The 12,269-nt window shown below is 71.2% G+C and carries 12 protein-coding genes; 8 read left to right on the plus strand and 4 right to left on the minus strand.

What is annotated here, in order from left to right; translation table 11 throughout:
- Positions 1-180 precede the first annotated feature (180 nt).
- The gene (locus BMX97_RS27965; RefSeq protein ID WP_091754436.1) at positions 181-1,020 is read left to right on the plus strand and encodes an aldo/keto reductase; all 840 of its coding nucleotides are present in this window, start codon (positions 181-183) and stop codon (positions 1,018-1,020) included.
- Between the two features lie 16 nt (positions 1,021-1,036).
- Here the strand turns inward: BMX97_RS27965 and BMX97_RS27970 are convergent, their stop codons facing one another.
- Positions 1,037-1,519, minus strand: coding sequence for a MarR family winged helix-turn-helix transcriptional regulator (locus tag BMX97_RS27970; protein ID WP_091754437.1), 483 nt, complete (start codon positions 1,517-1,519; stop codon positions 1,037-1,039).
- 221 nt (positions 1,520-1,740) lie between these two features.
- On the opposite strand from BMX97_RS27970, the gene BMX97_RS27975 reads away from it, so the two are divergent.
- Positions 1,741-2,166, plus strand: coding sequence for an organic hydroperoxide resistance protein (locus BMX97_RS27975; protein ID WP_060847397.1), 426 nt, complete (start codon positions 1,741-1,743; stop codon positions 2,164-2,166).
- A gap of 78 nt (positions 2,167-2,244) precedes the next feature.
- On the opposite strand, the gene rdgB is transcribed toward BMX97_RS27975, so the two are convergent.
- Positions 2,245-2,877, minus strand: coding sequence for an RdgB/HAM1 family non-canonical purine NTP pyrophosphatase (gene rdgB / locus BMX97_RS27980; RefSeq protein ID WP_091754438.1), 633 nt, complete (start codon positions 2,875-2,877; stop codon positions 2,245-2,247).
- Positions 2,877-3,590 carry a ribonuclease PH gene (gene rph, locus BMX97_RS27985; RefSeq protein WP_091754439.1) on the minus strand — a complete coding sequence of 238 codons (714 nt, stop codon included), beginning with the start codon at positions 3,588-3,590 and terminating at the stop codon, positions 2,877-2,879. The genes rdgB and rph overlap by 1 nt, the downstream gene beginning before the upstream one ends.
- A 283-nt stretch (positions 3,591-3,873) precedes the next feature.
- On the opposite strand from rph, the gene BMX97_RS27990 reads away from it, so the two are divergent.
- A complete protein-coding gene (locus tag BMX97_RS27990) occupies positions 3,874-5,865 on the plus strand; it encodes a methyl-accepting chemotaxis protein (protein WP_091754440.1) in 1,992 nt (663 codons plus the stop codon).
- 125 nt (positions 5,866-5,990) lie between these two features.
- Here the strand turns inward: BMX97_RS27990 and BMX97_RS27995 are convergent, their stop codons facing one another.
- The gene (locus BMX97_RS27995; protein WP_177202377.1) at positions 5,991-6,350 is read right to left on the minus strand and encodes a hypothetical protein; all 360 of its coding nucleotides are present in this window, start codon (positions 6,348-6,350) and stop codon (positions 5,991-5,993) included.
- Between the two features lie 316 nt (positions 6,351-6,666).
- On the opposite strand from BMX97_RS27995, the gene hrcA reads away from it, so the two are divergent.
- The 5 genes from hrcA to minD all read left to right on the plus strand — a co-directional run.
- The gene (gene hrcA, locus BMX97_RS28000) at positions 6,667-7,773 is read left to right on the plus strand and encodes a heat-inducible transcriptional repressor HrcA (RefSeq protein WP_091754441.1); all 1,107 of its coding nucleotides are present in this window, start codon (positions 6,667-6,669) and stop codon (positions 7,771-7,773) included.
- 122 nt (positions 7,774-7,895) lie between these two features.
- Positions 7,896-9,740, plus strand: coding sequence for a DEAD/DEAH box helicase (locus tag BMX97_RS28005; RefSeq protein ID WP_091754442.1), 1,845 nt, complete (start codon positions 7,896-7,898; stop codon positions 9,738-9,740).
- 304 nt (positions 9,741-10,044) lie between these two features.
- Positions 10,045-10,878 carry a tellurite resistance TerB family protein gene (locus BMX97_RS28010; RefSeq protein ID WP_091754443.1) on the plus strand — a complete coding sequence of 278 codons (834 nt, stop codon included), beginning with the start codon at positions 10,045-10,047 and terminating at the stop codon, positions 10,876-10,878.
- Between the two features lie 80 nt (positions 10,879-10,958).
- Positions 10,959-11,663, plus strand: coding sequence for a septum site-determining protein MinC (gene minC / locus BMX97_RS28015; RefSeq protein WP_091754444.1), 705 nt, complete (start codon positions 10,959-10,961; stop codon positions 11,661-11,663).
- A 106-nt stretch (positions 11,664-11,769) separates the two neighbouring features.
- Positions 11,770-12,269: septum site-determining protein MinD (gene minD, locus BMX97_RS28020; RefSeq protein WP_091754445.1), on the plus strand; the 500-nt coding region annotated here is incomplete at its 3' end.

The raw sequence follows: 12,269 nt of genomic DNA on the forward strand, positions 1-12,269 counted from the left end.
TGTCAACCGGAATGTTCTTTTTGCAGAACGATGCCGGGGAGAAGACCTTTTTTCGTCCGGTCGCGCTCCCGTCAACGCCCGGGCGGCGCGACGGATCGCAAAAAACCGTGCATTCTCCGGGATCTGCCCTTGCCCTCCCGGGTCCGCGCGGCCCAGGACGGGGGCTCGCAGGAGTGCGCGATGCGACGCCAACCCTTCGGACGCACCGGGCCCGCGGTGCCGGTGATCGGGCAGGGAACCTGGTACCTCGACGAGGGCGAGCCGACCGTGGCGGCCGCCGCGCTCAATCGCGGCCTCGATGTCGGGATGAGCCACGTCGACACGGCCGAGATGTACGGCGAGGCCGAGCCGCTGATCGCCGAGGCGATCGGCGACCGGCGCGACGAGGTCTTTCTGGTCTCGAAGGTCCTGCCCGGCAACGCCTCGCGCCGGGGCACGATCGAGGCCTGCGAGCGTTCGCTCCGGCGCTTGGGGACCGACCGGCTCGACTGCTACCTGCTGCACTGGCGCGGGCCGCACCCCCTCGCGGAGACCTTCGCGGCCTTCGAGGAGCTGGTGCGGGCAGGCAAGATCTTGTCCTGGGGCGTCAGCAACTTCGACGTCGACGACCTCGACGAGGCGGTGCGCGTGGCGGGCCCAGGACGCATCGCCTGCAACCAGGTGCTCTACCACCTGGAGGAGCGCGCCATCGAGCACGCGGTGCTGCCCTGGTGCCGGCGGCACGGCGTCGCCGTGGTGGCCTACAGCCCGTTCGGGCACGACAGCTTCCCGGGGCCGGCGACGCCGGGCGGCCGGGTGCTGGCCGAGATCGCCGAGAGCCGCGGCGCGACGCCCCGCCAGGTGGCGCTCGCCGCCCTCACCCGCGAGCCCGGGGTGCTGGCGATCCCCAAGGCCTCGAGCCCGGCCCACGCGGCCGAGAATGCGGGCGGCGGCAGCCTGACCTTGAGCGAGGCCGAACTCGCCCGGATCGACGCCGCCTTCCCGCGCGGACCGAAGCCGCGTCACCTGCCGATGCTGTAGGGGCGCGCGGTCGCCGTCAGGCCGCGCCGCGATCCGGCGCCGCGCTGGCGTGCAGGCTGTCGCGCAGGGCCAGGATCTCGTCGCGCAGGGCGACCAGCCGGTCCGCCGGCCGGCCCGAGGCGCAGACGATCTCGTTGGGGAACGGCATCGCCCGCTCGCGCAAAGCGGCGCCCGCCTCGGTCAGGCTGATGCGCATCAGCCGCTCGTCCTGTGCGTCGCGGGCCCGGTGCACCAGGCCCGCCGCCTCCAGGCGCTTGAGCAGCGGGGTGAGCGTGCCGGAATCGAGATAGAGGCGTTGCCCCAGGGATTTCATCGTCTGCCCGTCTTGCTCCCAGAGCAGCAGCAGCACCAGGTATTGCGGATAGGTCAGGCCGAGCCGGTCGAGGAGGGGCTTGTAGATCCGGTTGAAGGCGTGCGCGGCGGAATAGACCGCAAAGCAGATCTGGCTGGATAGAAGCAGCGCGGCGGCGCCGTCGTCGCCGGCATCGGTGTCGGACATGTCCCGCTCCTGAAGGCGCTCCCTCGGGCGAGACCCGACAATGGGCCGCCCGTAACGAGCCGAAGGCTCGCGATTACCTGTCATCATATTCCTACCAATGCGCAAAAATCAAATTGCGCACAATGAGAAAGGGGGCTATGACCCTGTCATGGCGGATCCGGGACCGCCCGGGATCGCAACCGCTCCCGGGGCCCGCCCGCCCCGACAGCAGGAGAAGTCCGATGTCCGTCGACGTGAAGTACACCACCCAGGCGACCGCGACCGGCGGCCGCGACGGCCGCGCCCAGACCCAGGACGGCAGCCTCGACGTCAAGCTGTCGACCCCCAAGGAGCTCGGCGGCGGCGGTGGCGCCGGCAACAACCCCGAGCAGCTCTTCGCGGCCGGCTACGCCGCCTGCTTCCTCGGCGCGATGAAGTTCGTCGGCGGCCAGGAGAAGATCGCGGTTCCGGCCGACACCACCGTGACCGCCAAGGTCGGCATCGGCCCGCGCTCCGAGGGCGGCTTCGGCATCACCGCCGACCTGACCGTCTCGCTGCCGGGCCTCGACAAGGCGACCGCCCAGACGCTGGTCGAGAAGGCCCACCAGGTGTGCCCGTACTCGAACGCCACCCGCGGCAACGTCGATGTCGGCCTGACGGTCGCGTAAGCATCGGGACAGGGCGGCCGCGCGCCGCCCCGACCGTTCGAGGCGCCCCTCCTGTCGGAGCGGGCGCCTTTTTCGTCTTCAGCCGGGCCGGCGCAGGCAGGCGGCGGCAAGCGCCAGGAAGGCGCGGGCGCGGTGCGACAGGGCCTCACGCTTGTCCCAGTCGATGCCGTGCTTTTCCTCCGACGAGAGTTCGCCGAAGGTGAGCGGGCTCTCGTCGGGCTTGAACATCGGGTCGTAGCCGAACCCTTTGTCGCCGCGCGGCGGCCAGACCAGCTCGCCGAAGACCCGGCCCTCGAACAGCTCCTCGTGCCCGTCCGGCCAGGTCAGGACCAGGGCCGAGACGAAGTGGGCCCGCCGGTCGGTGGCGCCACGGGTCGACAGCTCGCGCTCGATACGCGCCATCGCGCCGGAAAAGTCCTTCGAGCCGCCGGACCAGCGGGCCGAGAACAGCCCGGGCGCCCCGTCGAGCGCGTTCACGCACAGGCCCGAATCGTCGGCGAAGGCCGGCAGGCCGGTGGCGTCCGTCGCCGCCCGCGCCTTGATGGCGGCGTTCTCGGCGAACATCGTGCCGGTCTCGTCGGGCTCGGGCAGGTTCAGCTCGCCGGCCGAGACCGCCTCGACGCCGAAGGGGGCCAGCAGCTCGCGCATCTCGCGCAGCTTGCCGGCATTGTGGGTCGCGATCACGACCCGCCCGGAGAGGAGGCGGCCCATCAGGCGATCGCCTGCTTCTGGAGCGCGACCAGCTCGGCGACACCCGCCTTGGCGAGCCGCAGGAGGCTCAGGAACTCCTCCTCGGAGAACGGCTTCACCTCCGCCGTGCCCTGCACCTCGACGATGCCGCCCGAGCCGGTGACGACGAAGTTGGCGTCGGTCTCGGCACCGGAATCCTCGGCGTAGTCCAGGTCGAGGACCGGCGTGCCCTTGTGGATGCCGCAGGAGATTGCCGCGACGTGGTCGCGCATCGGGTCGACCGAGATGATCGAGCGGCCGCGCATCCAGGTGAAGCACTCGTGGAGCGCCACCCAGGCGCCGGTGATCGCCGCCGTGCGGGTTCCGCCATCGGCCTGGAGCACGTCGCAATCGACCACGATCTGGCGCTCGCCCACCGCCGGCAGGTTGACGACGGCGCGCAGCGAGCGGCCGATCAGGCGCTGGATCTCCTGGGTGCGGCCGGAGGGCTTGCCGGAATTCACCTCGCGCCGGTTGCGGTCGTGGGTGGCGCGCGGCAGCATGCTGTACTCGGCGGTGACCCAGCCCTTGCCGGAGCCGCGCAGCCAGGACGGCCCGCGATCCTCCAGCGAGGCGGTGCACAGCACCTTGGTCTCCCCGAAGGTCACGAGGCACGAGCCCTCGGCGTAGCGCGAGACGCCCCGCTCCAGCGTGACCTTGCGCAGCTCGTCGGGGGCGCGCTTCGAGGGGCGCATGGGCAACTCCTGTGCAGGCGTCGCGCGCGAGACGGCGCGACGCGGGATCGCGAGGTCGCGCGCTCTTAGGCGCTGCCGCCGGGAGCGGCAAGGGGACGGGGGCCTTGCGGCGGTCGGAAGCCGGACCCGCGACGTCCGCTTCGTCCGGGCAAGCTCGGGATTTTTTATCGACAACAACAGTTCGCTATGTCAGGATATAGACCAACATGGTCTCAAAATTTCATGATGCTTTAAATATTTCTCTTCAAGTATAGACTATTGCCTATTTTATCGGAGCCTTGCGATGATCCGTGCCTGCAAATTGAGCAAGATATCGGTTCGCACGCGCATCGCTGGCATCAATCTGGTGCTGTTCCTCGGTTTCGCGGCCATCGCGGCGATTTCCTACGTCGCGAAGAACGACATCAGCGATTCCATCGCCGACCAGCAAAGATATCAATCGCTGGCCGATCGCGCCGGATCGGTTCGAAACCAGATCAGCGAATTGCAGGTCATCTCGCGCGTGTGGATGTCCAGCCGCATCGGCAATCACGCCGCCGCATTCGAAGCGCAGCTGCGCAGCGCGAAGGACAGTGCGCTCGAATTGAAGGCCATATCAAATCATGAAAGCATCGCCGGCGATATCGACAAGCTGATTACCGAGATCGACGTCATCTCGGCGAAGGGCAAGGACGTCGACCAGGTCTTGCAGACCATCGGATACGCCGCCGACGAGGGAACCAACGGCAAGCTCAAGGCTGCGTCCGACGAGCTGGAAAGCCTGGTGAAGCCGCTGTTCCTGGAGGACGACGCGATCGGGATCCGCGTGTGGGCGGCAACCCTCGGGATGATGCGGCAGGTCGAGGCCTCGCGCGGCACGTCGAGCGATGCGGCGGAGGGCAACTTCGAGGGCGAATTGTCCCGCTTCGAGCGCTGGCTGAAACGATACGAGGCGGCTCACGAGGACGAAGGCCGGCCGATCAGGCAGGCCGGCTCGGCCTACGCCGCCGCGTTCCAGCAATGGTGGGCGACGGAGAAGCGCGCGACGATCGCCGGCGAGCATCTCAACGACCGTTTCGCGCTCGTGAAGCCGATCATCGATTCGCTGCTGGACAAGACGAATGCGATCACCGTGGGCGCGAGGGAGCGGCTGACCGCGTCGCAGGCGCAGACGTTCCTGCTGATCATGTCGGTCATCGGCACCTCGCTCCTGGTCGGGCTCGGCATATCCGTGTTCGTCGGCCGCTCGATCGCGACCCCGCTGGCGCGCCTGCAGGAGGCGATGATCGGGCTCGCCGGAGGGCGGACCGACGTCGAGATCCCGCTGACCGACGCGCAGGACGAGATCGGCGCGATGGCCCGCACGCTGCTGGTGTTCCGCAACAGCGGCCTGGAGCGCGAGATGCTGACCCGCGACCGCGAGCAGGCCCTGGGCCGCGACAAGCGCCGGACCGAATCCGTCGATGCCGCCGTCCAGGCGTTCGACATCTCGGTCAAGACCGTCCTCGGCGACGTGCGGGCGGCCATCGAGACGCTCGGCGGCGCCTCCCGCGACCTGGAGGTCGCCTCCCGGCACGTCACCCGGCAGGCCTCGCAGGCGAGCACCGCGGCGGAGCGTGCCTCCAGCAGCGTCTCGACCGTCGCCAGCGCCGCCGAGGAGCTGGATGCCTCGATCGCCGAGGTCGTCGACAAGACCAACGCGTCGACGACGATCTCGTCCCGGGCGGTCCAGCAGGCGCTCGGCGCCGTCGACCGGATGGAGTCGCTGGCGAACGCCACGCAGCAGATCGACGCCGTCGCCGGGGCGATCCGGACGATCGCCGGCCAGACCAATCTCCTCGCCCTGAATGCGACCATCGAGGCCGCCCGCGCGGGCGAGGCCGGACGCGGCTTCGCCGTGGTCGCCGCCGAGGTCAAGGCGCTCGCCGGCGAGACGAGCCGCGCGACCGAGGAGATCGCCCGGCAGATCCATCAGATCCATTCGGCGACCGGCACGACGGTCGAGGCCCTCGGCAGCGTCAAGGATACGATCGTCGAGCTCTCCCACATCATCGACGAGATCGCCGCGACGATCGCGCAGCAGAAGAGCACGGTGTCGGAGATCGCGGGAAGCGCGGCGAACGTCGCGAGCGAGTCGATCGCGAGCTCGAAGGCGATCCTGTCGACCGAGGACGCGGCCCAGGTCTCCTCCAACGCCTCGGGCTCCATCGCGTCGCTGTCGCGCCGGATCGAGGAGAACGCCGAACGGCTCGACGTCGAGGTCGGGCGCTTCATGGAGCACGTACGGGCGGCGTAGCCGATCGTCGGCGAGCGCCCGTGGAAGTCGCGAACGACCTTTTCGATGGCTCTTCGCTTCCCCCTCTCGACCTCATCCTGAGAGCGAGAGGGGGATGAGGGCTTCAACTCGGGTCGAACCGGCCCTCAGTAATAACCGTAGCCCCGGTGATGATGCCGGTCGTGGTGATGGCCCCACCCGCCGTGGTGACCCCAGTGCCGATGGGGGCGATGGTGGCCCCAGCCGCCGTGATGGCGATGGTGGTGGTGCCCCCAGCCGTGGTGGCGCCGGTGATGGTGGTGATGGCGGCCCCCGCCGTGGTGGTCGCCCCAGCCGTGGTGATGGCCGTACTGGACCTGGACCGGCCCGCCCTCGGGCGCGCCGGCGGCGCCCGGCGCGAAGGGGGCCGCCTCAGCGGCACCGCCCGCGAGAAGGCCACCTGCCACCAGGGCCGCCGCCGCCAGCATCCGCCGGCCGGCCCGCATCGGGTTGCGCATCGTCAGCATCGTCGCCTCCGGTTCGTCTCGCCGCACCGCGGTGCGGCCGTCGAGGGACACGATGGTGCCGCGGGACTGAACGCGGACTGAGATCGCGAGCCGGCTTCCGTTCAGGCACCCTCCCGCCCCGCGCTCCTGGCACGCAAGAGATCCTGCGGCGCCCAAGGGATCCTGCCCCCCCAAGGGATCCTGCCCCCCCAAGGGATCCTGCGCCCCCAAGGGATCCTGCAACACCGAAGGGGTTTCCGCCGCGCGGCGTCCCGTCCGCTTGCGTGCGGCGCGGCAGGGCCGCACAGTGAGGGGTCGTTTGGCTGCCGTTGGGTTGATGAACACGCGCGACCTTCCACCCCTGCCGGGCGGTTCCGGGCAGGCCCGTGCCCTGGCCGAGCTCAACGAGCGCTCGCGGGAAATCTTTCGCCAGATCGTCGAGAGCTACCTCGCCACGGGGGAGCCGGTGGGGTCGCGCAACCTCGCCCGCATCCTGCCGATGGCGCTCTCGCCGGCCTCGATCCGCAACGTGATGTCGGATCTCGAGCAGGCCGGGCTGATCTTCGCCCCCCATACCAGCGCCGGGCGGCTCCCCACCGAGCACGGCCTGCGCTTCTTCGTCGACGCGCTGCTCGAGCTCGGCGATGTCGGCCAGGAGGAGAAGGGACGGATCGAGGCGCAGATGCGCGCCGCCGCCTCGCGCCACCACACCTTCGAGAGCGCGCTGACCGAGGCCTCGGTGCTGCTGTCGGGCATCTCGCGCGGGGCGGGCGTCGTCGTCACGACGAAGCAGAACCCGCGCCTGCGCCACATCGAGTTCGTGCGCCTCGATCCCGGCCGCGCCCTGGTGGTGCTGGTCTCCGACGACGGCTCGGTCGAGAACCGCCTGCTCGACCTGCCCGCCGGCCTGCCGGCGGGCGCGCTGCAGGAGGCCTCGAACTTCCTCAACGCCCGCATCCGCGGCCGCACGCTCGGCGAGGTCAGGGGCGAGATCGAGGCCGCCCGGACGGCGATGAAGCAAGAGCTCGACGAGCTGACCGAGCGCCTGGTCGATGCGGGATTGGCCCGCTCGGTCGGACCGAGCGAGGAGCGCCAGCTGATCGTGCGCGGGCAGGCCAACCTCCTCGACGACCTGCGGGCGGCCGAGGACCTGGAGCGCATCCGCCTGCTCTTCAGCGACCTCGAGAGCCAGAAGGACGTCATCGACCTCCTGTCGCGCGCCGAGGGCGGCGAGGGCGTGCGGATCTTCATCGGCTCGGAGAACAAGCTCTTCTCGCTCTCCGGCTCGTCGATGATCGCCGCCCCGTTCCGGGACGGCAGCCAGACCATCGTGGGCGTCGTCGGCGTCATCGGCCCGACCCGGCTCAACTACGCCCGCATCGTCCCGATGGTCGATTTCACCGCCCGGGTGGTGTCGCGGATGCTGGAACGCGGGCGCGGCTGACTCGCGCCCGGCGCGCAACCGGTTTGTGGTGTGGGAAACGCGAAAATCGCGCTTGTCCCCCGGATTCACAAGCGCGACCGGCTCCGTCATGGTCGGGCGATGGCTCGTGATTCCCTCACCCCTTGAGCGCCCCGTCCCGCCCCCTGCGCAGCCACCAGCGCAGCCTGTCCGAGCTCGTGGCCTCGCTCGCCCGCGGCGAGGCGTCCGGCATCCACGACATCCTGGCCGCGGTGACGCCCGGCGGCGGCAAGTCGCTGCTGCCGGTCATCGCCGCCGCGAAGCTGATCGCCGCGGGAATCGTCGAGCGGGTGGTCTGGGTCGTGCCCCGGGATTCCCTGCGGCTCCAGGCGGAAGAAGCCTTCGCCGATCCGGCCTGGCGGGCGGCGCTCGACCACAACCTTTCGGTGCGGGCCGCCGACAACTCGCCCGACCCGAGCCGGGGCCTGGCCGGCTACGTCACCACCTACCAGGCGGTGGCCGCCGCCCCCGCCCTGCACCTCGCCGAGATGCGCCGCCGCCGCACCCTCCTCGTCGTCGACGAGGTCCACCACCTGCCGGCGCTGGCCGACGGGGAGGCGGGGGGCGAGGCCGGACGGAGCGAGGCGGCGGCCTGGAGCCAGGCGCTGCTGCCGCTGTTTCGCGCCGCGCATCTGCGGCTCCTGCTCTCCGGCACCCTGGAACGGGCCGACGGCCGGCGCATCCTGTGGCTGCCCTACCGCACCGAGAACGGCGCGCCGAGCCCCGACATCGACGCGCCGGGCTGGGCGGTGATCGGCTATTCCCGCGCCGAGGCGCTCGCCGAGAAGGCGGTGCTGCCGGTCAATTTCGGCGCCCTCGACGGCGAGGCGAGCTGGCTGGAAGGCGGGCGCACCTCCGGCCAGGCCCGGGTCGGCCCGCACCGGCTCTCGGGCTCGGGCCCGAGCGCGACGACCCGGCCGGCCCTGTTCACGGCGCTCCGCACGGGCTTTGCCCGCGATCTCCTGCGGGAAGCCTTCTTCGCCACCCGACGCCTGCGGGCCGAGCGGCGGCGCCAGCGCGGCCTTCGGAACACCGACGCCGTGCGCGGCCTGGGCAAGCTCCTGGTCGTCGCGCCCGACCAAGCGAGCGCGCAGAGCTACCACGCCATGCTCCAGGCCTGGATGCCGGAGGAGCAGGCGCGGCGCGACGTGCGCATCGCCACCTCGGCCGAGGCCGACGCCCACGCGGCGCTCGCCGCCTTCCGGCTCACCCCGGAGCCCGCCGTGCTGGTCACGGTGGCGATGGCCTATGAGGGGCTCGACGCCCCGGAGGTCGCGGTCGTGGCGGCGCTGACCCATATCCGCTCGCGCCCCTGGCTCGAGCAGATGATCGCCCGGGCGACCCGGGTCGATCCGCATGCCGGCGACTACGCCGACCAGCACGCCCTGGTCTTCCACCCCGACGACCCGCTCTTCGCCCAGTTCCGCGCCCGGATCGAGACCGAGCAGGCGACCGCGACGCGCCCGCGCAAGCGCCCGGCCGGTGCCGGCTCGCCCGAGCCGCGGCCGCCGGCGCCGACCGACGACGGCATCGTACCGCTGGAGAGCAACGCGCTCGGCCTGCGCTACGCCATGCTGCGGCCCGGCCCCTCCGTCGCCCTCGCCCGTCCCGAGGCGAAGGAGGGCGACGCGGCCCCCGTGCCGCCCTCCCGGATCGAGCGGGCGCTGCGCGCCCGGGTCGCCGCCATGGTGACCGCGCAGGCGGTGGAGGACGAGGCCGAGCTGCGCGTGACCCCCGGCGCCCCCCTGCCCCACCGCTACAACGCGGTGCTCAAGCGCCTCTTCGGCAACAAGAGCCGCGCCGCCATGACGGCCGAGGAACTGGAATCGGCGCTCGCCTGGCTGGAGCGCAACCGGCTGCAGGACCACCTGCACCTCCTGGAGGGCGACACCCGCTACGCCTGGAGCACCCGGCGGCGCTGGGCGGGGATGGAGCGGCGGCCGGGGTGACGATGTTGATCTGACAAACCCGAGCACCAGCAGGTCGCGGGATCCCCTCTCCCGTGTGGGAGAGGGGTAGGGGTGAGGGTGACACGGTCCTCGGTCAAGCTCTGACCATCCGCTGCCAGCACGACACTCAACGCTTTACACTGAAGCGTAGCACCCTCACCCCTGGCCCCTCTCCCACACGGGAGAGGGGAATGCGCTGGACTTGTCGACACGAGGTAAAACTTTCGCCGCTGCCGTTCCGTCGCAGCCCTTGCGGGACTGCCCCTACCCCCCATCTCGTCGGCTCTGACCGGAGGAACCTCAGATGTTCGATGCCAAGCGCCTGCTCGACCAGTTCCTCGGCGGCGCGCCCAGGGGCGGGCATTCCGGCAGTCCCTTCGGCGGCCATCCCGGCCAGGCGCCCCATGGCCAGGCACCCTACGGCCAGGGCCAGTACGGGCACGCCCCCTCCCCCCTCGAACAGGTCGCCCGGTCCCTCGGCGGCGGGGGCGCCAAGGGGGCGATCCTCGGCGGGCTCGCCTCTCTCGTGCTCGGCGGGCGGCGCGGACATAGCGGGGGCGGATTCGGGATCCCCGGCATGGGATCCGGCATGGGCTCCACCGGCCGGGTCGGCGGCCTCGCCCTCGTCGCCACGCTGGCCTACCAGGCCTACCAGAGCTGGCAGGCGAACCAGGGCCAGCGCGGATTCGCGCCGGCGCGGGCGGCCGGCTTTATTCCCTCCGCCGACGAGGCGGCCCGGATGCTCGGCGGGACCCGCTTCGCCCCGACATCGCCGGCCGACGAGCAGGACCGGGCCCGCGCGCTCCTGATCGCGATGATCACCGCCGCCAAGGCCGACGGCCATATCGACGCCGACGAGCAGCAGCGGATCTTCGGCGAGATGGACCGTCACGCGCTCGACGCCGACGACAAGGCGTTCCTGATGGATGCCCTGCGCGCGCCGGTCGACGTCGAGGCGGTGGCGCGCCTCGCCCGCGGCCCGGAACAGGCGAGCGAGCTCTACACCGCCTCCCTGATGGCGATCCGGGTCGACACGCCCCAGGAGCGGGCCTATCTCGATCACCTCGCCCGGCGGCTCGGGCTCGATCCGGGGCTTGCGCGCCACATCGAGGCCACGCTCGCCGCCGCCTCACCGTAAAGGTGAACACTTCGTTACCGGCGTTAACCATTCGCTAACCATCCGGCGCGCCTGATGGGCTGGTAACGAGTCGTAAACCCGTGACCAGCCAGACCCAAACCCGCCCACCGATTCGCTTTCGCGGCCGCTCGTTCCTGGCGGTCGTGCTCGCGCCCGAGGCGCCGATCGAGGATTGGCTCGCCGATCTCGACGCGCTCGCCAAGCGCTCTCCGGCGTTCTTCGCCGGCCGCGCGGTGATCCTCGACGTGACCGCCCTGGCCCCGAGCCGGGACGCGCTCCGGGAGTTGGTGGCCGCCCTCACTGCGCGCGAGATCCCCATCATGGGAATCGAGGGCGCCGGGGCGGGGTCGCTCGGCCCCGGGATGCCGCCGCCCCTGAACGGCGGCCGTCCCTCCGGCGAGGTGGCGATGCCCGGCGAGGCGCCGCCCGCCGCTCCCGTCGAGCGCGTGACCGGCGCGAAGTCGCTGATGCTGGAGAGCCCGGTCCGCTCGGGCCAGGCGATCCTCTTCCCCGAGGGCGATGTGACGGTGATGGGCTCGGTCGCCTCCGGCGCCGAGGTGATCGCCGGCGGGTCGATCCACATCTACGGGGCGCTGCGCGGCCGCGCCATCGCGGGGGCCGCCGGCACGCCCGGCGCCCGGATCTTCTGCCGCAAGTTCGAGCCCGAACTGCTCGCGATCGACGGCCTCTACCGCATCGCCGACGACATCGACCCGTCCTTGCGCGGCCGCGCCGTGCAGGTCTGGCTCGAAGGCGACGCCATGAAGGCCGCGGCGCTCGACTAAGCATCATCATCCTCCCGGCGAATTCGGCGGGGCGGGCTTCGGAAAGAAAACACACGCAGCGGCCGCGCCGGCCGCGACTTCGCAATTCGATCGGTAAGGGGGATCCATGGCCAAGGTCATCGTGGTGACATCCGGCAAGGGAGGGGTGGGCAAGACCACCACGACGGCCGCCCTGGGGGCGGCGCTCGCCAAGACCGGCCAGAGCGTCTGCGTGGTCGACTTCGACGTCGGCCTGCGCAACCTCGACCTCATCATGGGGGCCGAGCGCCGGGTCGTCTACGACCTCATCAACGTCGTCCAGGGCGACGCCAAGCTCCCCCAGGCCCTCATCCGCGACAAGCGCCTCGACACCCTCTCGCTGCTGCCCGCCTCCCAGACCCGCGACAAGGACGCGCTCACCGACGAGGGCGTCGCCCGCGTCATCGGCGAACTGCGCGAAAAGTTCGACTGGGTGATCTGCGACAGCCCCGCCGGCATCGAGCGCGGCGCCACGCTGGCCATGCGCCACGCCGACATCGCCGTCGTCGTCACCAACCCCGAGGTCTCCTCGGTGCGCGATTCCGACCGGATCATCGGGCTGCTCGATTCGAAGACCGAGCGGGCCGA

Origin of the sequence: Methylobacterium sp. ap11, assembly GCF_900110515.1 — a bacterium.
GTDB lineage: Bacteria > Pseudomonadota > Alphaproteobacteria > Rhizobiales > Beijerinckiaceae > Methylobacterium > Methylobacterium ajmalii.

Coding starts and splice junctions, on each gene's coding strand:
- BMX97_RS27965 (WP_091754436.1), top strand. CDS start 181: ATGCGACGCCAACCCTTCGGACGCACCGGGCCCGCGGTGCCGGTGATC.
- rph (WP_091754439.1), bottom strand. CDS start 3,590: ATGCGCCCCTCGAAGCGCGCCCCCGACGAGCTGCGCAAGGTCACGCTG.
- BMX97_RS27975 (WP_060847397.1), top strand. CDS start 1,741: ATGTCCGTCGACGTGAAGTACACCACCCAGGCGACCGCGACCGGCGGC.
- rdgB (WP_091754438.1), bottom strand. CDS start 2,877: ATGGGCCGCCTCCTCTCCGGGCGGGTCGTGATCGCGACCCACAATGCC.
- BMX97_RS28010 (WP_091754443.1), top strand. CDS start 10,045: ATGTTCGATGCCAAGCGCCTGCTCGACCAGTTCCTCGGCGGCGCGCCC.
- BMX97_RS27990 (WP_091754440.1), top strand. CDS start 3,874: ATGATCCGTGCCTGCAAATTGAGCAAGATATCGGTTCGCACGCGCATC.
- BMX97_RS27970 (WP_091754437.1), bottom strand. CDS start 1,519: ATGTCCGACACCGATGCCGGCGACGACGGCGCCGCCGCGCTGCTTCTA.
- hrcA (WP_091754441.1), top strand. CDS start 6,667: ATGAACACGCGCGACCTTCCACCCCTGCCGGGCGGTTCCGGGCAGGCC.
- BMX97_RS27995 (WP_177202377.1), bottom strand. CDS start 6,350: ATGCTGACGATGCGCAACCCGATGCGGGCCGGCCGGCGGATGCTGGCG.